This is a genomic window from Klebsiella sp. BDA134-6 (genome assembly GCF_015601345.1).
GTDB classification, from domain to species: domain Bacteria; phylum Pseudomonadota; class Gammaproteobacteria; order Enterobacterales; family Enterobacteriaceae; genus Klebsiella; species Klebsiella grimontii.
This window is the reverse complement of sequence record NZ_CP064784.1, coordinates 1463097-1488617: the sequence shown is the minus strand read 5'-3', so window position 1 is coordinate 1488617 and position 25521 is coordinate 1463097. Positions and strand designations below refer to the sequence as shown.

The following is a 25521-nucleotide window of genomic DNA, read 5'->3' as shown; positions in this document are numbered from 1 at the left end:
AGGAATAGGGTTACGGATTAATGCGCGCTGGCGGTGCTGCTATCAGCGGAGCCGTCGTTACTCTGACGCTGGTGCATTTTGCGGCCGTAGAACATCAGGATGATCAGGCTGACGATAAAGGTGCCGGCCAGTTCGAAGGAGCTTGCCCCCATCAGGGCGATAAAGCAGAACCCGCAGCCGAGGATGGAGCAAATCAGGCTGACGAAGTTGCGCACGTTAATGCCTTCGAAGCGAATCAGGTCAACGCAGGAGTAGAAGTAAGGCAGCATGGTCAGCAGAACCGCGATACCGGTCAGCTCGCCGAACAGGTCGGAGGCTTTCCCGCCGGTGGAGTTCATCAGGGTGATCAGCACCATCAGGACGGTCATTTTCACCGCGGCCAGCAGCAGGCCTTTTTTCGGGTTGCCGTTTTTATCCAGTTCACCGTAGATTTTCGGGAAGTTGCCGTCGTTAGCGGCGCGCACGCCGGCCTGGCCGACCAGCATCATCCACGAACCGAGAGAAGTCAGGCAGGCAAAGGCGGTGAAGGCGGAAACCATCGGCGCAGCCCAGCCGCCAAGGATAGTCGATGCGCTGATAGCAAACGGCGCGCCGGACGCGGCCATCTCAGACGCAGGGTACATACCGGCGATGACCTGGGTCGCGGCGATATACACGATACCTGCCAGCGCGGTCCCCAGCATGGTGGCCAGCGGTACGGTACGTTTCGGGTTTTTCACCATCCCGGTACTGACGGCGGCAGATTCTACCCCGACAAAGGCCCACAGGCAGAGAAGGATACTTTTCACCACCGCATGGCTATCCGTCGTGGCTGAGGTGTTCCAGTTTGCCTGATAGGTGGCAACGTCAAACCAGTGCCAGCCGACCACTGCGGTCATTACGACCGGAATAAGCACCAGCACCAGACCAATAGTCGTCAGGCGGCTTACCCAGGTGCCGCCGAGCATATTCACGAAGGTGAATATCCACACGATGGCAATACAGGCAATACCTGCCGGTACCGGGTTATTTAAAATAGGGAAGAATGTTGATAAATAAGAGACGGCGGTAATGCCGATTGCCAAATTACCGATCCAGTTAGCGTGATAATAAAGCACACCGGTCTGAAAACCGAACGCCGGGGATATTTCGCCGGCGTAGGCAATAGGGCCACCCTGCTGCGGGTTTTTGGTCGCCAGACGGGCATATACATAAGCCAGAGACATCGCGCCAATAATAGATATCACCCAACCCCAAATGGCGATAGAACCGATACTCGCCAGGTTCGCAGGTAATAATGCAATACCGCTCCCCATCATATTACCGGCTACCACGCCGGTACAGGCAAATAGCCCGATCTTCTTGGCAGAACTCATGTTTGCTTTTCTCCTAAGTTTATTTGGGAGGTACAGATCATGATGATGAACCTTTTATTGACCCGACCAACTGCCAATTAGATTACGGATTAGTACGAGATAAGTCCTAAAGATAAAGTGAAATAACTGCAAACATCAGACAAATGATATTTTGACCTTTTTTGCGCAACATATCAGGATGACATGTTGAGATCAGGAAAAGATAAATATTAATAAATTACATTAACTTATAAACACATCTTTGTGTTGAAAATGTGTTACAAACAGGCAGGGAAAGGATATAAAATATAACAACAGAGACGCTCATGAGAAACATAAGTTTAACCTCACCACGGCCAAAACCATGGCCATGATGAGGGTTTACTTATTCTGAAGCGAGAAAGTTATCGAGATACGGAACCACGCGGGTTACGGAGGTCTGGAATACCGCGTTTTCAATCCAGTAAAATGTATTCTCTCCCGGACGTAAATTAAATGCTGTCAGATAGGCATCGGCAGCTTCCCGGCTCTGCCCTTTCATTTCGTAGACTTTACCCAGCAGCACATAGTTCATCCACGACATTTCCAGGTCAATACCGGTATTAATCGCGCTGTAGGCTTCATCGACTTTCCCTTTGCCCAGCATATCTACCGTTTTAATCTGATAAAATATTGCCATGTCTTTAATCCCCGGCATATTACCCACCCGGGTTATTTCGCTGTAAAGATCGGCAAGCTGTTTATCATCCAGCGGCTGCTGAGAATGGCGTAATACGTCCACCAGCGCCTTTTCCGCCCAGGCATAGGTAAAGTCCGGCGATTGTTTATTCACGTCGGCAAGCAGGCTACTGGCTTTTCCGAGTGAATCAACGTCTCCGTTCATTAATAGCTGATGCGCCTGATAGAAATGGGTAAGCACGATACTTTGCGACGGCTGATACTGCTTTAACATCTCCTGCATCCGCGCCGGCCACGGCTGCTTCAGCGCCTCTGACAGGCTGCTCAGCAGGTCGTTCTGAATCGACAGCTGGTTGTCGCTGGTGACAAAGTAGCGCTTATCCATCATGGTCGAACCGTCGGCGTTATCCACCACCTTCACCGACATAAAGCACTGCTGCGCGCGATAGTGCCGCTGGTTGACGAACTCAATGGTCAGGGTTTTACCGGAGCTGCTCGGCTCATTGATGTTGTAGTTGGTTTTATCGTGCACCATAAAGGTGGAGAAGGTGTTCAGCGAGGTGGTAATCAGGCTTCCCAGACCGATGGCATAGGAGTGCTGCGATGACCAGTTGTTGCAGGTACTGCCGCTGAGCAGGTGAATATCAACATCGCGCGGGTTGAGCAGCAGCCGCGTTTTCGTGACCGGCGGGCGCGACTCGAGGGTCGATAACGCCACCAGTGCCACGCAGCTCGCGAGGGCCAGCAGAAACAGCCCCCAGACGATAAACGTACTCAGCCGCTTGCGTTTTTCCGGCTTCACCACCGCTGCTCCGACCGGCGCGGGCGTATCGGGCTGCGGGGAGGGCAACGGCGCGGCAAAACCGGCCGTTGGCGTTTCTGCGGGGATAACCGGCGTCAGCTCCTCCCCCTCTTCCGTACACCAGATCGCCGGCACCGTCAGCTTATAGCCGCGCTTGGGTACGGTAGCGATATATTCAAGGCTGCCGTCGTCGCCATCTTTCAGCGACTTACGTAGCTCGGAGACGCTTTGCGTGACGACGTGACTGGTGACAACGTTGCGGGTCCAGACATTATCGATGAGCTCATCCCGGCTGAGTACTTCCCCAGGATGACGGGCAAAGAAAACCAAAAGATCGATTAAGCGCGGTTCGAGAGTTAGCTGACGCCCCTTGCGGCTAATTTGGTTAACAGAGGGAGTAACCAGCCATTCTCCAACGCGAACAACAGGTTGTTGCATAAAAAAGAGCCCCAGGACGAAACGGGAAAGGCGCGATGATATCACATTTACCCTACCTATTAATGATAGGGGTCATGACCATGAACGCAATATATTCATCTTCGTTTTCGATGACTGGCAAACTTTCATTTGCTAAAGGCGTTTTTTTGCCTCACGGCAATGTTTCTTAAGGGTGCGAAAGCTTACCTTTTTTCGCGCGATTTTCCTGGATTGTGTGACCTGAGTAAGGCTTAGGCGCGACAATCGTCGCCCATCCGCGGGGATATGCTATTTTTAGGTCGCCCGACAGAGATCGGACCGCCGAACAGATGGCCGAAAACAGTGCCTCACCCGCAGCGTAAGGAATGTCGACGATGACCTGGAAATTAGTTAAACAAATTGTGCACGATGACGCGTTAAGAAAGAGCTTCATTGATCTGGCGATTAAAACCTTCGATCTCTCCTTTAAAGAGTGGTACCGCAAAGGCTACTGGACCGACGCCTATATTCCCTACGCCCTGGTGAGCAACAATAAAGTGATTGCTAACGCCTCTGCCAATATTATCGACCTGATCTGGCAGGACGAACCCCGCCGCTATATCCAAATCGGCACCGTAATGACCGACATCGATCATCGCAATCGGGGCCTCGCCGGGCAGCTTGTGAATGAGATTCTGGCGGACTGGCAGGATAAAGCAGACGCCTTCTTCCTGTTTGCTAACCCGACAACCGTTGATTTTTACCCGAAATTCGGCTTCGAGCGCACCGATGAACATCAGTATATTATGCCGGTAGTACCGACAGCGGGCGACTTCCGCAAGCTCGATATGGATCGGCCGGAAGACGTTGCGCTATTGCAGCGCTATTATCAAAAATCGAATCCGTTTTCACAGCTGCGGGTACAGGATAACTTCGGTTTATTGATGTTCTACTGCTCCGCCTTTATGAAGCACTTCGTCTATTATTCCGAGAAAAACCAGGCGATCGCGATTGCTATGCAAAACGGTCCGGCGCTGATCTGTTTCGATATTTTCTGCGACAGCGGCCGCTCCCTGTCGGCCATTATCAACCAGCTCGCCGATGACAATACGTACCAGGCTATCCTCGGCTTTACCCCCAAAGAGAATCGGAGCGGCGAGTATGAGAAAATCGAAGGCGAAGATATTCTGTTTATCTACGGACAAAAAGAAAATATCTTCAAAGAGAATAAGCTGATGTTCCCGCTTTTATCCCACGCCTGAGGCTGCGCTTAACGCGTCCACGGCCCGCGCCCGGGCCTTATTGCGTCAACAGCCACTGCTCGAACGCCCGTAGCGCCGATTCGTTGACGCCGTTTTCCAGCGGCTTCACCAGGCAAAAGCGCTTGCTCAGACTGCGAGCCTGCGGCCAGGGCGCAGCCAGTAGCCCGTTTTCGATCGCGTTTTCGACGTATACGTGGGGCACCAGCGCAACGCCCTGCCCGGCCAGCGCGGCGGCTATCGCCATCTCATGCAGATCGTAGCGCACCCCCTGAGCCGGATTATCCAGCGCGATCCCGCACTCTTCAGCATAGCGCTGCCAGGCGTCGGGATTCTGCCGTCGATGAATTCGCGGCAGAGCGTTCAGTTGGCTGATGAGATCTTCCCCCGTGAGTAGCCCGGCGTGGCATACCGGTACCAGCCTCTCTTCAAACAGAAACTGCATACGCATTCCGGCCCATGCGGGATGCTCGAAATGAACCGCCGCGTCAAAACCGCTGCCGCTGAGGATAAACGGGTCGGTTCTGACCGCGATATTCAGCGTGATATCCGGATGTTGGCGCTGAAAATCCCCCAGCCGGGGAATGAGCCAACGGCTGGCGAAGGTCGGCGGCGCGGCGATTTCCAGGCTTCTGCTGCCGTCCGCGGCCCCCATCAGATACTGAGTGTCCCGTTCAAGGCGCTCCAGCGTTTCGCGCACATGGTACGCATAGCGCGCGCCGTTAGGATTCAGCCGTACCCGGCTCCCCGTCCGCTCAAACAGCCTGCAGTTCAACAGCGATTCCAGACGGGCGATTTGCCGACTGATCGCCCCTTCGGTAAGCGACAGCTCTTCCGCCGCGCGGGCAAAGTTACCGTGCCTGGCGGCGGCCTCAAAGGCCTGCAAAGAGGCGCTGCTGGGGAGTTTTTTTCGCACGATGGCCACCTCTGCTGGATTTTTCATTAATGACAAAATGTCATTGAGTGATGAAATAATATCGTTTTATAGGGCTTATTACCCAACGTAGCATGATCAAATGTCAATATCACACGCCATCATGCAGAGGTCAGCCCATGTTATATATCGTTGAGTGTAGCTACGCCGACCCGGTAAGCGAAGCCGGCTGGAACAGGTTTTACAGCCAGCACAAGCTGCCGGCGCTGGTTTCCGTCAGCGGGTTCCGCGCTTCGCAGCGCTTCCGGGCGCTCTCCTCCGGCTGCCCGGCCTATCTTGCCATTCATACTATCCAGGATGCTGACACCCTCGCCAGTGAAGAGTATCGCCATAAAGGCGGCGGCAACTTTGCACGCTGGCAGGCGCATATTCGCGACTGGCGGCGAAACCTGTATCGGTACAGCGGGGTGTTCCCTGCCGTCGCTGAGGGTGATGTTCTACTGCTGAGCCCGGAGCCGCTGGACTTCGTTGAGTCGGAACTGGGATATCAGCCGACAAAACTTCCGGCCGCCGGGCTGGATAACAACCCGCCGCAGCGCGTGGCGTACGTTCTGCCGCGCCGGGAAGCCATGCTGCTTGCGGGGCGGGACAAAGCCTGGCTTTATGAACCCATGGCCGGTCAGCTACAAAGCCCGGCTGAAGAACAGCCTGCAGCATGCTAAGAGGTTTTTATGCGCAATCCATCTTTTATCTCCCGCCAGATTGGCGATTTTCAGGTGACTGCCCTTAGCGACGGCAGCATGGCCGCCGACCTGGCGCTGCTGTCCGGCATCGATAGCGATGATGCCGCACAAATCCAGCGCGATGCGGGCGTCATCGAACCCGGCAATATCGACATTAATGGCTATCTTATCCGCGGCCGGGGAAGAACGATTCTGGTCGACGCGGGGACGGGAGGCGGCGTGCTGGAAACCAGTCTGCGTGCGGTGGGGAGTGCGCCAGACGACGTTGATACCGTCCTGCTGACCCATGCTCATCCGGATCATATTGGCGGCCTGCTGGATGCCAACGGCGCGCCGCGCTATCCCAATGCCCGTCTTTATCTGCACCCTCTGGAAGCCGAATACTGGCAGGACGATGCCATGCTAAACCGGACCAATGCGCGGGGTCAGCGAAACTTCGCTCTCGCCCGCCGCACCCTGGACGCGTGGTCCCGGCGCCTCGGGTTTCTGGAGGATCGTGAAGTCGTCACGGGTATCCATCCGGTCTGGTTACCCGGACATACGCCGGGCCATAGCGGGTTTCGCATTGACGCCGCCGGACAAAGCCTGCTGATTTGGGGCGATATCGTCCACTTTCCGCATATTCAGGCCGCACAACCCGCCGCCGCTATCGCTTTTGATTGCGATCCCGTACAGGCCAGAGCGACGCGGGAAGCGATTCTCGCCCAGGCCGCCAGCGAAAATCTGCTGATTGCCGGTATGCATCTTGGCGGGTCGGGGTTTGCCCATATCGTACCGACTTCGCGCGGTTATCGTATCGATGATTCTGCGCAGTAAAAGGAAAGCCGGGCGGTGAAGTCCGCCTTTGCTTACCCGATTAAGATTTTTTTTCGCCTGCTGAAAGATTGAACTGACTCGCGTTTATTTTTCCATATAAATATAAAATGTCGTTTTATTTTAAATGAATTTAAATTTTATTTTTCCATAAAATATGACATTAAGGAAAATCTATGCGCAATAGCTTCAGACCTGCACGCGGCATGCTGGGGTTGGCAATCGCACTAGCCGGGCTCGCAGGCGGTTGTAATGACAGCGGCGGAACCGTCGATAACCAGCACGAGGCGCCCGCCTCCGCGCCACAAAATGTCATGGTTCCGATACTGTCAGCCGATGAAAATAGCCTGGTGCTGGTCTGGGAAAAACCGGAGTCCGAGACCGAGCAGGTGGTGGACTACGCCGTCTATCGTCAAGGCGAGCGGCTGGGCCTGGCGCGTGAAAATCAAAACCATTTCTCACCAGCAAAGCCCTATATTGATAACTTCTATCAGCGGATCGCCAGCGACGGCTGGCAGCAGAAAATCGATCTGCGCAGCTTTACGGCCACCAACCTGCAGCCGGATACGGAGTATGCCTTTACGGTCCGCGCAGTCTACGCCGATGGCAAAGAGTCCCCGGATAGCGCAGTGATTAAGGCGCGCACCAGCAAAACGCCGCACATCATCGAAGCCAGCACATTCGGCGCGAAGGGTGACGGCACAACGCTGAATACCCAGGCGCTGCAGCAGGCCATCGATAGCTGTACCGTCACGCACTATCCTCAGGGCTGCAAGGTTCTGATTTCCGGCGGCGAATTCAAAACCGGCGCGCTCTTCCTGCATAGCGATATGACCCTGGAGATTGCCGCTGGCGCCACCCTGCTGGGTTCGGACGATCCGGCCCAGTATCCGCTGGAAAAAGGCTACTCCCTCTATCCCTACAGCGATCATCCGCAGCCCCGCCGCCCGCCGTCATTAATTAACGTGCTGGAAGCGGACGACAAGGGCGAGTCTCCGGCCGGAACGTTTCGTAATATTCGCATCGTTGGTAAAGGCACGATTGACGGCAACGGCTGGACCCGCGGCGTCAAAAACGGCGGCGATGCGACAATTAGCGACGAATTGGGCAACGCGCTGCCGCAGTACCGGGCCAGCAATGCCAAAAAAGTCGGCGCGGACGGTATTCTGGCAAAGCACCAGACCGAAGCGGCTATTGCGGAAGGGATTGAAAGCAATAGCGCCTATAAAAACCGCCGCTCCAGCCTGATGACCCTGCGCGGCGTGCAAAATCTCTACCTTGCCGGACTGACGATCCGTAACCCCGCTTTTCACGGGGTAATGGCGCTGGAATCAGAAAATATTACCCTGAATGGGCTTGTGCATCAGACCTTTGACGGCAATAACGCCGACGGCGTCGAGTTCGGCAATAGTAAAAACGCGCTGGTCTTCAATAACTTCTTCGATACTGGAGATGATTGCGTTAATTTTGCCGCCGGGTTTGGTAAAGGCGCGGAAACTTTTCATCAGCAGCCGCAAAGCGGGGCGTGGATTTTTAATAACTATTTCCGTAAAGGCCACGGCGCCGTGGTGACGGGTAGCCATACCGGCGCGTGGATCGAAAACGTTCGCGCCGAGGATAACGTCATGTATATGACCGACGTTGGTCTGCGTATGAAGAGCCGCCCCTACTACGGCGGCGGCGTGCGGGATGTGCTGTTCCGTCATAACGCGATGAAAGATATCGCCAAAGAGCCGTTTGTTTTTACTATCAAATACAGCGCCGACGTGAACGATACAACCCCTGCCGACGAACCCGCGCAGTTCCGCGACGTTCAGGTGCAGGACGTGACCGTCGATGGTACCTCGGCTAAGCACAGTATTCTGATTGATGGCATGACGGTAGCCGAAATGGCGGAGTCGTTTGGTATTACCTACCCTCGCGACGCCTATCATCAGAATCTACGTTTCTCCAACGTCAGCTTCCGTAACACCAAAGCGACCAGTATTTCCTTCCTGCACGACAGCCAGTTCGATGAGGTAACCTTCGCCAACACGCCGCAGGCCTGGGAATTTTTCGCCGTCAATGATGTGATGCTCGCCGACAGCCTTCATCAGCAGAGCATTACCCGTGAAGAGAATGACAAGGTTATTCTTGAGGGTGCAACGAAGTAATGGCGTTCCCGGCGGCGAGGTTTATCACAGGCTTAAAATCGGCTGATATCGATTAAGATTAAAGCCCTCTTTAAGCCTTACTTTAGTTGATTATTTCGTCGCCATAAAAGCCGGCGCAGAGAGCGTCGGCGCGCTGCGCCACCAGATAAGCAGCGCCGCCAGAGCGATAACGCTCAGCACGCTGAACGCCGTCGCGAAGGAGTAATAACCGGCAATCATTCCCGTCAATGCCGGACTCATCGCCGCGCCGGCCCCCTGCATTAGCATTACCACGCTTTGGCCAGCATTGACGTGCCCGCTGCCGCGCAGCAGTGCCACAATAAAGCTCGGCACCACTACGCCCAGTACCCCTGCGGCGCAGCCGTCCAGTATTTGCACCGGCACCATCATCCACGGTGCCGCCGTGCTTGCCGCCAGCGCAGCCCTGATTGGCATGATCAGCAGAGCCAGCATAATCAGTCGCCAGTACCCATATTTATCGATTCGACCTACGGTCCAGATGGCCACCGGGATCATCACCAACTGGGAAATAATCACCGTCGCCGCGGCATACAGGCCGGGATTGATCGCGCCTGGCGCCGCAGCGATCCGCATACTGAGCATGGGCAGCAACGCGGCATTCGCTAAATGAAAAAGCAGCAGCGTCAACCCAGTAATTAAAAGCGCCCTGTTTTTGGTCAGCACCGAGAAGTCAGGTATCTGGGGGGAGTCCGTCGTTTCAAGCCCGCGCGCCCGAGCGTTGTCGATATCATCACGACGAATTGCCGTCAGGGCAAAGAGCGTGAGCAACATGGTCGAGGCCATCAGGATGAAAATACCGCCAATACCCCAGCGCCAGGCGATCCCGCCGGCAATCAATGCGGTCGTAAAATTACCCGCATGGTTGAAAGCCTCATTTTTACCCATCTGGGTACTAAAGCCATCTTGCCCCGTCAGCCCCAGAGTGATCCCGGTAATAAGCGGGCCAATAAATGCCGCACATATGCCGCTGACGATTTGCGAGATGGCGACGACGCTGCTGCCCTGGCTGAACCAGAGCAGCAGCGTCGTCCCGGTAATCATGATGCACAGTATCGCGAGCATAAGACGCTTGTTCCGCGAAGCATCGGTGATGAACCCTGCGGGAAGCGTCGCCAGCAATCCGGCAACGCCGCCCGCGGTCATCAACAGACCGATGTCATCCGGTCGCCAGTGATGTTGCGTCAGGAAAATCCCCAGAAAAGGCCCGAGCCCATCGCGAACGTCGGCAATAAAAAAGCTGGTCAGGCATAGCGCCTGCAATGAACGAAGAGACATACTTTTCACCCTAATACATCCTTAACCCACTTGATCCGGTCGCCTGTAAAAACAAAATCTTCCCCGCAAAGGGCATCACTCAGGGCTATCGATTTTCTCTCCGTTAAGGAATTGGTTAAAACGCCCCGATAAAGGGGCACCGTTCCTTCAACACCATTGTTTATAAATTTAAAAGCGATCTTTATCAATCTCTGAGGATTATTTTATTTGATTATTTTGCTACTGTTAAAACTGACGGTGTTGCTTATGTTATTTTAGGGCTCATTGATGACGCAATATCATTTCCTTTGCTTCAGGCGTACAGCACGTCTTCAGACATGCCAGGATAGTACTATTTAATATATGACATACATTATAGGCGCTCCCCTCCGACATAAATATTAGATCGGAGAGCTAAATTTCAAGCGCCAATGCCTTTCTTCACCTTAAGCATATAGTCAGCCAGCGCAACCGACTCTGAAGATTGGCTGTTGATTAACCCCTGCAGCGTTCCTCGCTGATCGGCCTGAGAACGATGCTGCCCAAGCTTTTCTTTGGCCTGAAGCTCCTCAATTTCAATTTTGAATCCAATAATACCTTTCAATTTCCCTTCAATAAACGTCCTGGGCATAATTTCTTTCTGCGCCTGAAGCGTCGGTTCAAATTTATGGACCAACGCTTCCATCACAATGCGTAATTCATCGACAGATAAAAGGCTTACGTTGCCATAGCAGTGAACGGAAGTATAGTTCCACGTGGGAACCGCGGGAGCGGTTTGATACCAGGTAGGGGAAACATAACTATGGGGTCCTTGAAATATGGCGAGCACCCTCTGCCCGTCAAATTCTTTCCAGAGTGGATTCGCACGCGCCATATGGGAAAGAAGAATTCCCTGCGATGAAGAGCTACGATCGAGGATAAAAGGAAGATGACTGGCATTGAGGGAAGGCGAAACGACTAATCCAAAGCTATAAGCGTCAATAAAATCAAAAATATGTTTTTTATCTGATAGCTTCATTGCATCAGGTGTGTACATTTTTTACCTCATCATGTTGATCCGCCTGTAGTTTCTTTGAAAAAAGATAACTGCCTCTTTTTATTAAGCAATGATTTAGTGTATCAAAGCGTTAGCGCCAGAGAGCGTCATCCACTTCGTTTCCCCTTATTGCACTGGTTAGTAATATTTTTTGTTGTTTTTATCGCTCTGGTTAGAATTGTATAATGTCATTATGTATTTTTAATGGCATTAATCACCAACTCCTTTTTAACCAATTGAATATAATGATCTTACATAGATATACACATTCTGTGTTCGTATTATCTACATATTGATCTCTTGCCAAACTATTGTGTTTTTTTGATGTCCCGGGAAAGCATCGAAATGGTACACCGTTATGCCCAACTGGCGCCTCACCATTTAACGGAACGCGCAAGGCAAATTGACTCGGTCTTTGCAGAAGATGTCCCAAATGTGTCACATGAGAAAACATCAGCGAGAGGAGGAAGTTGATAACTTTTTGAGTTTAAATGGTACGCCCTACAGGGTTCGAACCTGTGACCTACGGCTTAGAAGGCCGTTGCTCTATCCAGCTGAGCTAAGGGCGCATTGAGAAGCGAGCTTCGTGATGTGCAATCGCCGGAATTATACGGTCCACGCCTGATGAGTCAATGTATTTTGCCGCGAAACTGCGCTTCCCTGCACAGGTTGGCGGCTTATGCTGCGAAAGCAGTACAAAGTTTATCCAACCTTATGTTTCTGCACGTTAACTTTTCTTCGGCTCCCGGGCTCTTTTTGGCTCCGCTCGCGGCGCGGTCAGGCCCGTTTTTCAGCCGCCGCCGCGTCAAAGCAAGATAAAATCTTAAACGAAGACTGACAGCGAGGCTGGCTTCTGACAAAATATCGTCATCCCCCTTTCGTAAAGATACAGATGGAATCCTCTCTCTGATGGCAGCAAAAATTATTGACGGTAAAACGATTGCGCAGCAGGTACGCTCTGAGGTTGCGGAAAAAGTGAAGGCGCGCGTTGCGGCCGGATTTCGTGCCCCAGGGTTGGCCGTCGTACTGGTCGGCAGCAACCCGGCATCGCAGATTTATGTCGGCAGCAAGCGCAAAGCGTGTGAAGAGGTAGGCTTCGTCTCCCGCTCGTACGATCTCCCGGAAACCACCAGCGAAGCGGAGCTGCTGGAACTTATCGACACGCTGAATGCCGATAAGGCTATTGACGGCATCCTGGTTCAGCTGCCGCTGCCCGCCGGCATTGATAATGTCAAAGTCCTCGAGCGCATTTCTCCGGACAAAGACGTTGACGGCTTTCACCCCTATAACGTGGGTCGTCTGTGCCAGCGCGCGCCGCGCCTGCGCCCGTGTACCCCGCGTGGGATTGTCACGCTGCTTGAGCGTTACAATATCGATACCTACGGCCTGAACGCGGTGGTTATTGGCGCCTCCAATATCGTCGGACGCCCGATGAGTATGGAGCTGCTGCTGGCTGGCTGCACCACCACCGTCACTCACCGTTTTACCAAAAACCTGCGTCATCACGTCGAAAATGCCGACCTGCTGATCGTGGCTGTCGGTAAACCGGGCTTTATTCCGGGCGAATGGATTAAAGAAGGCGCGATCGTGATCGATGTCGGGATTAACCGCCTGGAAAACGGCAAAGTGGTTGGCGATGTGGTTTATGAAGATGCCGCCGCGCGCGCGTCGTACATCACTCCGGTTCCCGGCGGCGTCGGCCCGATGACCGTAGCCACCCTTATTCAGAACACGCTGCAGGCGTGCGAAGAGTATCACGATATTCAGGAGGCCTGAGATGACGAATTTTTCTTTAGGCAAACACCCGCACGTTGAGCTTTGCGACCTGCTGAAGCTGGAAGGCTGGAGCGAAAGTGGTGCGCAGGCGAAAATCGCCATTGCCGACGGTCTGGTCAAAGTCGACGGCGTGGTCGAAACCCGTAAGCGCTGCAAAATCGTCGCTGGCCAAACGGTCAGCTTTGAAGGTCAGAGCGTTACCGTTACCGAGTAAAAAGTCAAGGCGCCGCAACTGGCGCCTTTACTTTATCCCCATCCAGGACATTAAACACGACGGTCAGCGTCGGGTGTACTGGCCTGGGTATGGGCAAAAAAATGCCGGGGACACCCCCGGCAAAAAGAGAGAATGAGACTACTTCCGGCGCCAGGTGGTACCCTGCGGGCCATCTTCCAGCACAATGCCCATCTCGTTCAGACGGTCACGCGCGGCATCCGCCGCCGCCCAGTCTTTCGCTTTACGCGCGTCCAGACGCTGCTGGATCAAAGACTCGATTTCCGCCACTTCCCCGTCGTCCGCCTGCGCGCCGCTCTGCAGGAACGCATCTGGCTCCTGTTCGAGCAGACCCAGCACCGAAGAGAGCTTACGCATATGCGCCGCCATCGCGTTGGCCGCGGCGGTATCTTCGGTCTTCAGACGGTTAACCTCACGGGCCATATCGAACAGCACCGAATAAGCTTCCGGGGTGTTGAAATCGTCATCCATCGCTTCGATAAAGCGCGCTTCAAACGCCTCGCCGCCGGACGGCTCTGCGGTTTTATCGGTTCCGCGCAGCGCCGTATACAGACGCTCCAGCGCGGAACGGGCCTGCTTTAAGTTCTCTTCGCTGTAGTTCAGCTGGCTGCGATAGTGGCCGGACATCAGGAAGTAGCGAATGGTCTCCGCGTCGTAGAACTTGAGCACGTCGCGCACGGTGAAGAAGTTGCCCAGCGATTTTGACATTTTCTCACGGTCAACCATTACCATCCCGGAGTGCATCCAGTAATTCACGTACTCGCCGTCGTGGGCGCAGGTGGACTGAGCGATTTCGTTTTCATGGTGCGGGAACATCAGATCCGACCCGCCGCCGTGAATATCAAAATGGTTGCCCAGCTGCTTGCAGTTCATCGCGGAGCACTCAATGTGCCAGCCCGGACGGCCCGCGCCCCACGGCGACGGCCAGCTCGGCTCGCCCTCTTTCGACATCTTCCACAGCACAAAGTCCATCGGGTTATGCTTGACGTCGACAACATCAACGCGCGCGCCGGCCTGCAGCTGGTCGAGATCCTGACGCGACAGCTGACCGTAGTTCGGATCGGTCGGTACATCGAACATCACATCGCCGTTATCGGCGACATACGCGTGGCCTTTGGCGATCAGCTGCTCGGTGATCTCAATGATTTCCGCAATATGGTGGGTAGCGCGCGGCTCCATATCCGGGCGCAGGATATTCAGCGCGTCGAAATCTTTGTGCATCTCGGCAATCATGCGATCCACCAGCGCCACAAAGCTTTCGCCATTTTCATTAGCACGCTTAATGATTTTGTCGTCGATATCGGTGATATTGCGCACGTACTTTAGCTTATAGCCCAGGAAACGCAGGTAGCGCGCAACCACATCGAATGAGACGAAGGTACGGCCATGGCCGATGTGACAGAGGTCGTAAACGGTAATACCACACACGTACATGCCAACTTCCCCGGCATGGATAGGTTTAAATTCTTCTTTTTGGCGCGTCAGTGTATTAAAAATTTTTAACATCGAAGATTCCGTGTAGACGTGTGTGGATGTAAGTCGCGTATTCTAACCTTAATTCAACCCCGAAGCAGCACACATTGCAAGGTGATCCAGCCCCGCGGTTATGCTATAACAGCCCCCTATATCTCACCCGACTCCGGGTGCAGGCACCACAATCATCGGAACAGGATGCAAAAATGGTTACTTTCCACACCAATCATGGCGATATCGTAATCAAGACGTTTGACGACAAAGCGCCGGAAACAGTTAAAAACTTCCTGGACTACTGTCGTGAAGGTTTTTACGACAACACTATTTTCCACCGTGTTATCAATGGCTTCATGATTCAGGGCGGCGGTTTTGAGCCGGGTATGAATCAGAAAACCACCAAATCCCCTATTCAGAACGAAGCGAACAACGGTCTGAAAAACACCCGCGGTACGCTGGCGATGGCCCGTACCCAGGCGCCTCACTCCGCCACCGCGCAGTTCTTCATCAACGTCGCCGATAACGACTTCCTGAACTTCTCCGGCGAAAGCCTGCAGGGTTGGGGCTACTGCGTATTCGCAGAAGTCGTTGAAGGTATGGACGTGGTCGACAAAATCAAAGCGGTATCCACCGGCCGCAGCGGCATGCACCAGGATGTGCCGAAAGAAGATGTGGTGATCAAAAGCGTTACCGTCAGCGAATAATTCGTGGCGACGCTTTTTATTGCAGATTTGCATCTGCAAACGGAAGAACCGGCGATTACCGCCGGTTTTCTGCGTTTTTTACACGGGGAAGCCCGCCAGGCTGACGCCCTGTATATCCTCGGCGACTTGTTTGAAGCCTGGATCGGCGATGACGATCCGAACCCGCTGCATCGGCAAATTGCCGCTGCGCTTAAAGCGTTAGCTGAGTCCGGCGTCCCCTGCTACTTCCTCCACGGCAACCGCGATTTTCTCGTCGGTCAGCGCTTTGCCCGCGAAAGCGCCATGACCCTGCTGCCGGAAGAAAAGCTTCTCGACCTCTATGGACGCAAAGTGCTGATTATGCACGGCGATACCCTCTGCACCGACGACGCGGGCTATCTGGCATTTCGCGCGAAAGTCCACAACCCGTGGATCCAGCGCCTGTTTCTGGCCCTGCCGCTGTTTATCCGCCGCCGTATCGCCGCCAGAATGCGCGCCGACAGCAAAGCGGCCAACAGCAGCAAGTCGATGGCGATTATGGATGTCAATCCGCAGGCGGTAGTTGACGTCATGGAGAAACATCACGTCCAGTGGCTGATTCACGGGCATACGCACCGCCCTGCCGTCCATTCCCTGGAAGCCAACGGCAAAACTGCGTATCGGGTGGTGCTCGGCGCCTGGCATCACGAAGGCTCTATGGTCAAAGTGACCCCAGAAGATGTTGAGCTGATTCATTTTCCTTTCTAGCCCCCGGCAGGCACTATCTCATGCCGCCCTGGGACTGGCGCTGGTTTTTACTTTTTTGCCTGCGCCACCGCCGCTCATAACCGACGAGTTTCATCCAGTGACGACGAGACATAAGACGGCTAGCCATGCGCACGCAACCGTTTTCCTTGTCGGAAGTTCATGCTATTCTCTGTGGCCTCTAAAGCAGTGTGCAACACACCCACAGGAGTTTTAAGACGCATGTCTTCCCGCAATAATTCGGCGCGTATCGCCATCGTGATGGGGTCCAAAAGCGACTGGGCTACCATGCAGTTTACCGCAGAAATCCTTGATGCCCTGAACGTTCCGTACCATGTCGAAGTGGTCTCCGCCCACCGCACGCCCGATAAACTGTTCAGCTTCGCCGAAGGCGCGGAAGAAAACGGTTTTCAGGTGATTATTGCCGGTGCTGGCGGCGCGGCGCATCTGCCGGGCATGATTGCGGCGAAAACGCTGGTGCCGGTGTTAGGCGTACCGGTGCAGAGCGCGGCGCTGAGCGGCGTTGACAGTCTCTACTCCATCGTCCAGATGCCGCGCGGCATCCCGGTTGGCACGCTGGCGATAGGTAAAGCCGGCGCCGCTAACGCCGCCCTTCTGGCGGCGCAGATCCTTGCCCAGCATGATGCCGAACTGCACCAGCGCCTCAGCGCCTGGCGCCAGGCGCAGACCGATGACGTGCTGGATAACCCGGACCCGCGGGGTGCGGCATGAAACAGGTTTGCGTTCTCGGTAACGGCCAGCTAGGCCGTATGCTGCGTCAGGCCGGCGAGCCGTTGGGTATTGCGGTCTGGCCGGTTGGTCTGGAAGCCGACCCGGAAGCGGTGCCGGTACAGCAAAGCGTGATCACCGCAGAGATTGAACGCTGGCCGGAAACCGCGTTGACCCGCGAGCTGGCGCGTCATTCCGCCTTTGTTAACCGCGACGTCTTCCCGATTATCGCCGACCGTCTGACGCAAAAGCAGCTGTTCGATAAGCTGGCGCTCGCTACCGCGCCGTGGCAGCTTCTGGCGGATAAAGGCGAGTGGCCGGCGGTATTCGCCCGTCTTGGGGAGCTGGCTATCGTTAAGCGCCGCGTCGGCGGCTACGATGGCCGCGGCCAGTGGCGTTTGCGGGAAAATGAAACCGCGCAGCTGCCGGAGGATAACTACGGCGAGTGTATCGTTGAGCAGGGCATTAATTTCTCCGGCGAGGTATCGCTGGTTGGCGCCCGCGCACGGGACGGCAGCACGGTCTTCTATCCGCTGACCCGCAACCTGCATCAGGACGGTATTTTACGCGCCAGCGTCGCTTTCCCGCAGGCCAACGCCCGCCAGCAGGCACAGGCGGAACAGATGCTGACGGCGATCATGAATGAGCTGGGCTACGTTGGCGTGATGGCGATGGAGTGTTTCGTCACTGCCGATGGCCTGCTGATTAACGAACTGGCGCCGCGCGTGCACAACAGCGGCCACTGGACGCAGAACGGCGCGTCGATTAGCCAGTTCGAACTGCATCTGCGGGCGATCACCGATCTCCCCCTGCCGCCGCCGGTGGTGAACAGCCCGTCGGTCATGATCAACCTGATCGGTACCGATCTGAACTATGACTGGCTGAAGCTGCCGCTGGTGCATCTACACTGGTACGACAAAGAGGTGCGTCCGGGTCGTAAAGTCGGCCACCTGAACCTGACCGACAGCGATACCGACCGCCTGAGCGCGACGCTGGAAGCGCTGAAGCCGCTGCTGCCGCCGGAATACGCCAGCGGCATCGTCTGGGCGCAGGCGCAGCTGGCGTAATCCTCTCTCCTTTATCCCGGCTTGCGGCGCGCTGCGCCTTAGCCGGGCTACCAGACCAACATTCATTCGCCCCGTAGCCATTCAACCAAATCCGCAAACCGCACGACTCCCTGGCGCCGCCACCGTGGAAAGAGCGCAGGAAATTTCAGCGTCTGCACGTCGCTTGATTTCGCCTGTGCATCAGGGCTTGATGCAGGTTCCCGCCAGCCCGGCGAGAGTATCATCGATGCGCGACAGCGCGCCAATCCACGCCCGCTTGCCCCGACGGCGCACGTAGCCGCTTACCGCCGCGATTTTCGGTCCCATCGCGCCGTCGTCGCGGGCAAAAGGCGCCAGCTCTTCCGGCGTCGCTTCGCGGATCGGTCGCTGCATGGGAGTGCCCCAATGTTCATATACCGCATCCGCGTCAGTCAGGATCACCAGGCCATCGGCATCAATCTGCTCCGCCAACAGCGCGGCGGCGAGGTCTTTATCGATGACCGCTTCTGCGCCCTGCCCGTTCTCAAGCACCGGAATTCCGCCGCCGCCGCAGCATATCACCACGTGCCCCTCGCCCAGCAGGCGCTCAATCGACTCGCTCTCCTCAATCCTCACCGGCGTCGGCGAAGGCACCACCCGACGCAGATATTTACCGTCGCGCTTCATCCTCCAGCCGTATTCGTCTTCCAGCTGTTTTTGCAGCTCCGGATCGTAAACCGGACCGATAAACTTCTCCGGCGTCGAAAAGGCCGGATCGTTTGACGCTACCGCAATGCGGGTCATCACCGTCGACACCGGCGGCATGGGTGATTCCTGCGCCAGGCGCTGGGCCAGCATATAGCCAATCATGCCCTGGCTCTCCGCGACCAGCACGTCCAGCGGATAGGGCTCAACGTCGCCGTAGGCCAGATTCTGCAGCGCCAGCAACCCCACCTGCGGCCCGTTGCCGTGCACAATGGCCAGCCGGTAGTTTTTCGCCAGACGCGCCAGCGCGGGAACCGCACTATCGATATTGCGGTACTGATTTTCTACGGTCAGCGCTTCCCCGCGCTGTAATAAAGCGTTGCCGCCAAGGGCAACAACCAGCGTTTTCATAAAAAGTCCTTAGATAAGATGTTGCGCCAGCCAGAATCCCAGTAGCGTGTCGGCGCCGGAGGTATGCCCCATCGCCAGCAGAGCTTCGACGGCGGGTTCAATTCGTCGTCCACGTTGCAGAGCGTGTACAAAATGCATCAGCGGCGAGGCGAAACGTCCCATGCTGGCGTAGCGTAAATAGTTGACGCTCACCTGGGTGGTGGCCGCGTGCAGATCGCCGGAGGCGCGGAAAAAAGCTCTTCCGCCGCAGGGTAACATTCGCCCCGCGCGCCATGCCGCCAGCATCATGCCGATCAGCATGTCGTCCAAGCTCGGCGTCAGGCCTGGTCCCTTGCCCAACCACAGGCGCCAGTCGACGGCGTTGCCGGCCAGCGCGGAGGCAAAACAGTGGCGCAGCTGCCGCAGCTCAGGCTGCTGCGGCAGATCGATAGCCTGCGACAGCGGCCCAAACAGCCCGGTCTCCTCCGGACGATTTACTAGCGCTGTCGGCAGGTCGGCGCCGTTAGGCTGACGGCGGAGCCACAGGGAGCAGCGCCTGCGCGGCGGCATCAGCAAAAGATCGCCGACCTGAATACCGTCATTCCGCGCTATCGGCGACGCTCCCGCCCGCAGCGCCGCGTGCAGCCGGATAAAATCACCATGGCGAACAACCCATCCGCCAGGGCTCACCCCCTGCCCCCGATGATGCAGCGTCAGCAGCGCGCCGCCTTCAACATAGAGGTTAATCGTGCGCCGCCAGAGGCCGCCGGTTCGCCACGGTTGGCGATGATCCGGCGCATCAACGCTGCCTATCAGCGGACGAATCCTCTCCATCGCGCTACCTCAGCTCACGCCCAGCTCGTCCGCCAGCGCTTCCAGCGCCTGCTCGAAACAGGCCAGCGGCGCTCTGACGGTCCCGGCGCCAATCTGGCCGATCCCCGCTTCTTTATGGGCGATCCCGGTGTTAATGAGCGGAGTAATACCGGTTTCAACCACCCGGCGAATATCCAGCCCAAGGCAGGCGCCCTGGAAATCCCAGCCCGGAATCTGCAGCTGCATATTGCGCTCGAGGAAGATTTCCGCCATCTCCTCCGAAACGGATTTCGCCGCCTCCATTCCGCCAGCGCCGACAAAGCGGGTCACCCCCGGCGCCGCGATCATCGCCGCGCCGCCGATGCCGAAGGTTTCGGTGATGGCGCTGTCGCCCATATCCGGGTTGGCCTGTTCCTGAGAGAAACCGCTAAAGAACAGCCCCTGCGGCGTATTCACCGGCGCGGTAAACCAGCGATCGCCCAGCCCGCTGACGCGAATACCGAACATATCGCCGTTGCGGGTCATCGCGGTGACGATACTGCCTGCGTGAATTTGCGCCCCGGCATCCATCGCGGATTTACAGTAGGCCATCGCCAGGTTGAGGAAAAACTGATCGGTAATGGCGAGGAAATCCATGACTTCAGCAATCTGCTGTTTGTCGATATTAAGCCGTGCCAGATGCGGCGCCAGCGTACGCATTAGCAGCGCGGAGGTGGCGATATTGCGCTGGTGGAACTCATCGCCCATGGTGATGCCCTGAGCCATCATCGCGGTCAGGTCAATACCGCGCTCCATCTGTTTCAGCGCCGCGCTAAGGATCGGCATCAGCACATCGCGCATCCAGCGCAGGCGCTGCTGCACGTCTTCGCCGTAGGCGCCGAAACGCATCACCTTGCCAATGCCTTCGTTCAGGTTGCAATACGCGCGGTTGCCTTCGGCGATGTTCTCCACCACCAGCATCGGCATATTCGGCGACGTAATCCCCCCCATCGGCCCCACGGCGTTCACGTGGTGGCAGGGAATAAAAGAGATTTCGCCGCATTCGAGCATAGCGTGGGCTGTCTTTTCATCCTGCGCCCAGCCTTCAAATAAGCATGCGCCAACGCAGGCTCCTTTCATCGGGCCGGTCATCTCCTGCCAGCGCATCGGCGGCCCGGCATGGAGCAGCGTTCTGTTCTTGTTTAGCGCTTCAATCAGAGAACCCGCCGGCTGCACATCCAGCCAGTGCGGGCGTGCATTACGAATTCGTTCTATTACTGCGTCATTGGCCTGCGCCACTGATGTAAACATAGAGACCTCTTATTGCAAACGTTCTAATAAACGAGCCAGTTTCTTATTTCCCCCGGCGATCGGCGCCCACTGGTAGTGAACAACCGACGTTCCGGCGGACTGTAAATCGAGCGCAAAGCTGCGCAGGCCGGCGTTAATCACCGCCACGCCGTCCAGCAGGCTGGCGCGCGGGGTCGGCGCGGCTTTGCGCTGCGGGCTAATCAGTGCGACGGCAAGCAAAGTGGCTTCCGGGAGACTATCGACCACCACGATCCCCGCATCTTCAAGCTCGGCAATCTGACGGGAACGGCCCTGCGGATCGCTTTCGGTCCCGGTCACCGTGGCGATAACGTGCAGCGGATATCTGTCGTCCCTGACCGCCCAGGCCCGCAGGCATGCTTCAACCAGCGAGGCGGCCGGATCGGCGGTGGCGCCATAGCCAATCACCACGTCCAGCAGCAGTACTCCTACCTGAGTTTGCTCGCCGAGTTCGGCAATCAGCTGGTTGCGCAGAGAGGGATCGATCATCGGATGCGGGCGGCCAACGGTGTAAAAATCATCGCCGAGATCGACGACCCTGTGGCCCTGCGCGTTGAGCATCAGGCCCTGCGGATGATGCGCATCGGGGGCGATGCGCAGCCGTTCAGCCAGCAGTCCGGCGGATTCCGCCGCCAGCGTGCCGCCGGTATATAAACCGCGAATCTGCATGCCCGTTGCCGCAGGCAGGGATTGCTGGTGTCGCACGACCCGCGCCAGCAGGCAGGCCAGACGCCCGGCCTCGTCAAGCGTGCGGGCAAACCAGACGTTTTCATCGCGCAGCGTGTCTGGCACATAGCCGAGGAATAGCGCGACTACCGGTTTACCGCTGCGCTTCATGCCGCCAATCACCTTCAGGCGTACCGCCTCGGCGGGAGGCTTAGAAACAAAAGCCAGCACCTGGCTCTGCTCATCATGGGTCAGCATTTCCAGGGCCGTTTGCGCGCTGAGGCCGCCCACTTCGGCGCTCAGGTCTCGACCGCCAAGACCAATCGCATGGCTGATCCCTTCGCCGCCGAGCACAATCTGCGAGACCAGTTCCTGAATACCGGTACCGGACGCGCCAATTACGCCGATATTGCCGTCCGGCGTGACGTTGGCGAAAGCCAGCGGGGTGCCGGCGATCGAGGCGGTGCCGCAGTCCGGCCCCATCACCAGCAGCCCTTTGTCGCGGGCGCGGGTTTTCAGGGCGATTTCATCTTCCAGCGTGACGTTGTCGGAGAAGATCATCACGTTTTTCTCGCTGCTGAGCGCCTGATGGGCAAGCTCCGCGGCGTACTCCCCGGCAACGGATATTAAGGCCATATTGGCCTGCGGCAGCTTCTGCGTTGCGCTTTGCCAGCGGCGAACCACGCTCAGGCTCTGGCTTTGCCCGCTCCCCTGCGCCAGGGCGGCCAGAGCTTCATCAAGACGGGCGATAATCATTTCCGTCACCGACGCATCCGCACAATCGGCGCGAATCGCCACGCAAATATCATTCGGCGTCGCCGCGGCAAAATCGTCGTGCCAAAAGCCGGTGGTTTCCAGCAGCGATTTATTTGCCGGTGTCCCCATCATCACCGAAACATCGTCGACATTTTCCGACTCGCTCAGCTTGCGCGAAATAATCATTAAGCTGACTGAATCCTGAAAACAGCCCTTTTTAATAAAGGCATGGATCATAATAACTCCCCAATAATTGCACCCATTGCAATTGAATGAGCATGGATAATCTGCAATCAGGCTAACGAGATAACGTGGCCGTCGGCGTGACCAAAATCACATCAAATTTATTACACAACGTTTTTAAATAAAGCCCAGTACATTAGCAGGGGGTTTTTAACGAATAGATTGACGGGGTTATTTCTGATAAATCTATAGTGATTATTAAATAAAATCTAACACTATATATTTACCAATACAGATCACAATTTAAGTTTATTTTCCCCGTATTTTATTGGTCAGTCAGGCTCTACACCGTCGTTAAAAGGAAGACAGATGAAAGTCAGTCGGGAAACACTTCATCAGCTTATTGCTAATAAGCTGAACACAGCAGGGCTTACTCGTCATCACACGGATATTATTGCCGATGTGCTGGTTTATGCCGATGCAAGAGGCATTCATTCGCACGGCGCGGTACGCGTTGAATATTATGCGGAACGTATTTCAAAAGGCGGAACTAACCGTCAACCCAACTTTACCTTTGAAAAAACCGGCCCCTGCAGCGGTATTTTGCATGCCGATAACGCCGCTGGTCAGGTCGCCGCCAAAATGGGCATGGAGCACGCGATAGCATTAGCCGAGGAAAACGGCGTGGCCGTGGTCGGCATTCGGCGCATGGGCCACAGCGGCGCCATCTCTTATTTCACCCGGCAGGCCGCCCGCGCCGGGTTTATCGGGCTTTCGCTATGTCAGTCAGACCCGATGGTCGTACCGTTTGGCGGGGCGGAAATCTATTACGGCACCAATCCGCTGGCCTTCGCCGCGCCCGGCGTGGGCGATGATATCATCACCTTCGACATGGCCACCACGGTGCAGGCCTGGGGAAAAATTCTCGACGCCCGCTCGCGCCATGAAACCATTCCCGATAGCTGGGCGGTGGATAAAAACGGCGCGCCGACCAGCGATCCTTTTGCCGTTCACGCCCTGCTTCCGGCAGCCGGCCCGAAAGGCTACGGCCTGATGATGATGATCGACGTCCTCTCCGGCATTTTGCTCAGCCTGCCCTTCGGCCGCCAGGTCAGTTCGATGTACGAAAACCTGAGCCAGGGACGCGAGCTGGGCCAGCTGCATATCGTCATCAACCCGGCATTTTTCTCCTCCAGCGCGCTATTCCGCCAGCATATTAGCGACACCATGCGTGAATTAAACGCCATTACGCCAGCGCCCGGATTTAATCAGGTTTATTACCCGGGGCAGAACCTGGATATCAATGAGAAAAACAGCGCCGTCAACGGTATCGAGATCGTGGATGAGATTTATGACTATCTGCTTTCTGACGCTTTATATCACCGCTCTTATGAAACCCATTCCCCGTTTGCTCAATAAATTAAAATACAGGAGTTGCGTATGGCTCATTATTTTCGACAGGCAATTGAAGAAACATTGCCCTGGCTTTCCTCTTTCGGCGCCGACCCGACCGGAGGCCTGACCCGTCTGCTCTATTCGCCGGAATGGCTGCAGGCGCAGCAGGCGTTCAAACAAAAGATGAGCGAGAGCGGCCTGGAAACCCGCTTTGATGAAGTCGGCAACCTGTATGGCCGACTGCCCGGCACGCGCTTTCCCGATGAGGTTATCCTCAGCGGTTCGCATATTGATAGCGTCGTCAACGGCGGCAATCTTGACGGTCAGTTCGGCGCGCTGGCGGCCTGGCTGGCGGTACGCTGGCTAAAAGAGACCTACGGCGCGCCGCTGCGTACCGTCGAGGTTCTGGCGCTAGCGGAAGAAGAAGGTAGCCGCTTTCCTTACGTCTTCTGGGGCAGCAAAAATATCGTCGGTATCGCTAACCCGGCAGACGTGCGCGAGATTAAGGACGCCAAAGGCGTGGCGTTTGTTGAAGCCATGAAGCAGTGCGGATTCACTCTGCCCGCCGCCCCGCTGGCACCGCGCCGGGATATTAAAGCCTTCGTCGAACTGCATATCGAGCAGGGCCGGGTTCTGGAAACCAACAAGCAGTCCATCGGCGTGGTCAACGCCATCGTCGGACAGCGGCGCTACACCATCACCCTCAACGGCGAGTCTAACCATGCCGGCACGACGCCAATGGGCTACCGCCGCGACACCGTTCAGGCCTTCAGCCGCATTTGCTGCGAATCTATTGCCAAAGCAAAGGCCCACGGCGACCCGCTGGTACTCACCTTCGGTAAAGTCGACCCGCAGCCGAATACCGTTAACGTGGTGCCGGGTAAAACGGTTTTCACCATGGACTGCCGCCACACCGATGCCCTTGAGTTAACGGCATTTACGGAAGTGATTGAAGCCGATATGCGGCGGATCTGCCAGGAAATGGAGATTGGCATTGAGGTCGACCTGTGGATGGATGAGGCCCCGGTTCCGATGGATAAAAAGCTGGTCGCCCAGCTCACCGCGCTTTGTGAGAAAGAGAAGGTCAATTTCCGCGTGATGCACAGCGGCGCGGGCCACGACGCGCAAATTTTCGCCCCCTGCTTCCCGACCTGCATGATATTTATGCCGAGCATCAATGGTATCAGCCATAACCCGGCGGAAAGTACGCATATCGAGGATCTGGCGGAAGGCGTGAAAACGCTCGCCTTAATGCTGTATCAACTGGCCTGGACTGAATAAGG

At 56.0% G+C, this 25521-nt stretch carries 22 protein-coding genes, 1 tRNA gene and 1 pseudogene; 13 read left to right on the top strand and 11 right to left on the bottom strand.

What is annotated here, in order from left to right:
• Positions 1 to 17: 17 nt before the first annotated feature.
• Both cadB and cadC read right to left on the bottom strand, forming a co-directional pair.
• Positions 18 to 1355, bottom strand: a complete 1338-nt coding sequence (gene cadB, locus IYV58_RS06835; protein WP_004130108.1) for a cadaverine/lysine antiporter — start codon at positions 1353 to 1355, stop codon at positions 18 to 20.
• A gap of 364 nt (positions 1356 to 1719) precedes the next feature.
• Positions 1720 to 3252, bottom strand: coding sequence for a lysine decarboxylation/transport transcriptional activator CadC (gene cadC, locus IYV58_RS06830; protein WP_032742066.1), 1533 nt, complete (start codon positions 3250 to 3252; stop codon positions 1720 to 1722).
• A 353-nt stretch (positions 3253 to 3605) separates the two neighbouring features.
• Here cadC and IYV58_RS06825 point away from each other — a divergent pair, with 353 nt between their 5' ends.
• Entirely contained in the window at positions 3606 to 4472 is an 867-nt protein-coding gene (locus tag IYV58_RS06825; RefSeq protein WP_004130103.1) for a GNAT family N-acetyltransferase, read from the top strand.
• A gap of 37 nt (positions 4473 to 4509) precedes the next feature.
• On the opposite strand, the gene IYV58_RS06820 is transcribed toward IYV58_RS06825, so the two are convergent.
• Positions 4510 to 5385 (bottom strand): LysR substrate-binding domain-containing protein, encoded by an 876-nt coding sequence (locus tag IYV58_RS06820; RefSeq protein ID WP_142446237.1) that lies wholly within the window; start codon positions 5383 to 5385, stop codon positions 4510 to 4512.
• Between the two features lie 137 nt (positions 5386 to 5522).
• On the opposite strand from IYV58_RS06820, the gene IYV58_RS06815 reads away from it, so the two are divergent.
• The 3 genes from IYV58_RS06815 to IYV58_RS06805 all read left to right on the top strand — a co-directional run bounded on the left by IYV58_RS06815 (position 5523) and on the right by IYV58_RS06805 (position 9052).
• Positions 5523 to 6065, top strand: coding sequence for a sugar ABC transporter (locus IYV58_RS06815; RefSeq protein ID WP_142444854.1), 543 nt, complete (start codon positions 5523 to 5525; stop codon positions 6063 to 6065).
• Positions 6066 to 6074: 9 nt separating this feature from the next.
• Positions 6075 to 6902: an MBL fold metallo-hydrolase gene (locus IYV58_RS06810; protein WP_195729496.1), complete on the top strand. Its 828-nt coding sequence runs from the start codon at positions 6075 to 6077 to the stop codon at positions 6900 to 6902.
• A 173-nt stretch (positions 6903 to 7075) separates the two neighbouring features.
• Complete coding sequence (locus tag IYV58_RS06805; RefSeq protein ID WP_195729495.1) at positions 7076 to 9052, top strand: glycosyl hydrolase family 28 protein; 1977 nt, start codon at positions 7076 to 7078, stop codon at positions 9050 to 9052.
• 90 nt (positions 9053 to 9142) lie between these two features.
• Here the strand turns inward: IYV58_RS06805 and IYV58_RS06800 are convergent, their stop codons facing one another.
• Both IYV58_RS06800 and IYV58_RS06795 read right to left on the bottom strand, forming a co-directional pair.
• Positions 9143 to 10348 carry an MFS transporter gene (locus IYV58_RS06800; RefSeq protein ID WP_004130090.1) on the bottom strand — a complete coding sequence of 402 codons (1206 nt, stop codon included), beginning with the start codon at positions 10346 to 10348 and terminating at the stop codon, positions 9143 to 9145.
• 400 nt (positions 10349 to 10748) lie between these two features.
• Positions 10749 to 11363 carry an FMN-binding negative transcriptional regulator gene (locus IYV58_RS06795; RefSeq protein WP_004130088.1) on the bottom strand — a complete coding sequence of 205 codons (615 nt, stop codon included), beginning with the start codon at positions 11361 to 11363 and terminating at the stop codon, positions 10749 to 10751.
• A gap of 333 nt (positions 11364 to 11696) precedes the next feature.
• Between IYV58_RS06795 and IYV58_RS28265 the strand changes: the two are divergent.
• A pseudogene (locus tag IYV58_RS28265) lies at positions 11697 to 11837 on the top strand (integrase); the annotation flags it as partial.
• Positions 11838 to 11855: 18 nt separating this feature from the next.
• Here IYV58_RS28265 and IYV58_RS06790 read toward each other — a convergent pair.
• Positions 11856 to 11932, bottom strand: a tRNA-Arg gene (locus IYV58_RS06790).
• 340 nt (positions 11933 to 12272) lie between these two features.
• On the opposite strand from IYV58_RS06790, the gene folD reads away from it, so the two are divergent.
• Together folD and ybcJ are read left to right on the top strand one after the other, a co-directional pair.
• Positions 12273 to 13139, top strand: coding sequence for a bifunctional methylenetetrahydrofolate dehydrogenase/methenyltetrahydrofolate cyclohydrolase FolD (gene folD, locus IYV58_RS06785; RefSeq protein ID WP_004130086.1), 867 nt, complete (start codon positions 12273 to 12275; stop codon positions 13137 to 13139).
• A gap of 1 nt (position 13140) precedes the next feature.
• A complete protein-coding gene (gene ybcJ / locus IYV58_RS06780) occupies positions 13141 to 13353 on the top strand; it encodes a ribosome-associated protein YbcJ (RefSeq protein ID WP_004130084.1) in 213 nt (70 codons plus the stop codon).
• Positions 13354 to 13491: 138 nt separating this feature from the next.
• On the opposite strand, the gene cysS is transcribed toward ybcJ, so the two are convergent.
• Entirely contained in the window at positions 13492 to 14877 is a 1386-nt protein-coding gene (gene cysS / locus IYV58_RS06775; RefSeq protein ID WP_004130082.1) for a cysteine--tRNA ligase, read from the bottom strand.
• 173 nt (positions 14878 to 15050) lie between these two features.
• Between cysS and ppiB the strand changes: the two genes are divergently transcribed.
• From ppiB to purK, 4 genes are all read left to right on the top strand, one after another.
• Positions 15051 to 15545 carry a peptidylprolyl isomerase B gene (gene ppiB / locus IYV58_RS06770; protein WP_004130079.1) on the top strand — a complete coding sequence of 165 codons (495 nt, stop codon included), beginning with the start codon at positions 15051 to 15053 and terminating at the stop codon, positions 15543 to 15545.
• 3 nt (positions 15546 to 15548) lie between these two features.
• Positions 15549 to 16271 (top strand): UDP-2,3-diacylglucosamine diphosphatase, encoded by a 723-nt coding sequence (lpxH, locus tag IYV58_RS06765; RefSeq protein ID WP_004130069.1) that lies wholly within the window; start codon positions 15549 to 15551, stop codon positions 16269 to 16271.
• Between the two features lie 219 nt (positions 16272 to 16490).
• On the top strand, positions 16491 to 17000 hold the full coding sequence (gene purE, locus IYV58_RS06760; protein ID WP_004130058.1) for a 5-(carboxyamino)imidazole ribonucleotide mutase: 510 nt from the start codon (positions 16491 to 16493) through the stop codon (positions 16998 to 17000).
• On the top strand, positions 16997 to 18064 hold the full coding sequence (gene purK / locus IYV58_RS06755; RefSeq protein WP_004130057.1) for a 5-(carboxyamino)imidazole ribonucleotide synthase: 1068 nt from the start codon (positions 16997 to 16999) through the stop codon (positions 18062 to 18064). Before purE ends, purK begins: the two co-directional genes overlap by 4 nt.
• 180 nt (positions 18065 to 18244) lie before the next feature.
• On the opposite strand, the gene IYV58_RS06750 is transcribed toward purK, so the two are convergent.
• From IYV58_RS06750 to IYV58_RS06735, 4 genes are read right to left on the bottom strand one after another with little or no spacing between them, the layout of a single operon-like run.
• Positions 18245 to 19138 carry a carbamate kinase gene (locus IYV58_RS06750; protein WP_049112239.1) on the bottom strand — a complete coding sequence of 298 codons (894 nt, stop codon included), beginning with the start codon at positions 19136 to 19138 and terminating at the stop codon, positions 18245 to 18247.
• A gap of 9 nt (positions 19139 to 19147) precedes the next feature.
• Entirely contained in the window at positions 19148 to 19951 is an 804-nt protein-coding gene (locus IYV58_RS06745; protein WP_004130053.1) for an oxamate carbamoyltransferase subunit AllH family protein, read from the bottom strand.
• A 9-nt stretch (positions 19952 to 19960) separates the two neighbouring features.
• Positions 19961 to 21220, bottom strand: a complete 1260-nt coding sequence (locus tag IYV58_RS06740; RefSeq protein WP_195729494.1) for a YlbE family protein — start codon at positions 21218 to 21220, stop codon at positions 19961 to 19963.
• A 9-nt stretch (positions 21221 to 21229) separates the two neighbouring features.
• Positions 21230 to 22897 (bottom strand): acyl-CoA synthetase FdrA, encoded by a 1668-nt coding sequence (locus IYV58_RS06735; RefSeq protein ID WP_004130050.1) that lies wholly within the window; start codon positions 22895 to 22897, stop codon positions 21230 to 21232.
• Positions 22898 to 23212: 315 nt separating this feature from the next.
• Between IYV58_RS06735 and allD the strand changes: the two genes are divergently transcribed.
• Together allD and allC are read left to right on the top strand one after the other, a co-directional pair.
• On the top strand, positions 23213 to 24262 hold the full coding sequence (gene allD, locus IYV58_RS06730) for an ureidoglycolate dehydrogenase (RefSeq protein WP_195729493.1): 1050 nt from the start codon (positions 23213 to 23215) through the stop codon (positions 24260 to 24262).
• 21 nt (positions 24263 to 24283) lie between these two features.
• Positions 24284 to 25519, top strand: a complete 1236-nt coding sequence (allC, locus tag IYV58_RS06725; RefSeq protein ID WP_049112235.1) for an allantoate deiminase — start codon at positions 24284 to 24286, stop codon at positions 25517 to 25519.
• Positions 25520 to 25521 lie beyond the last annotated feature (2 nt).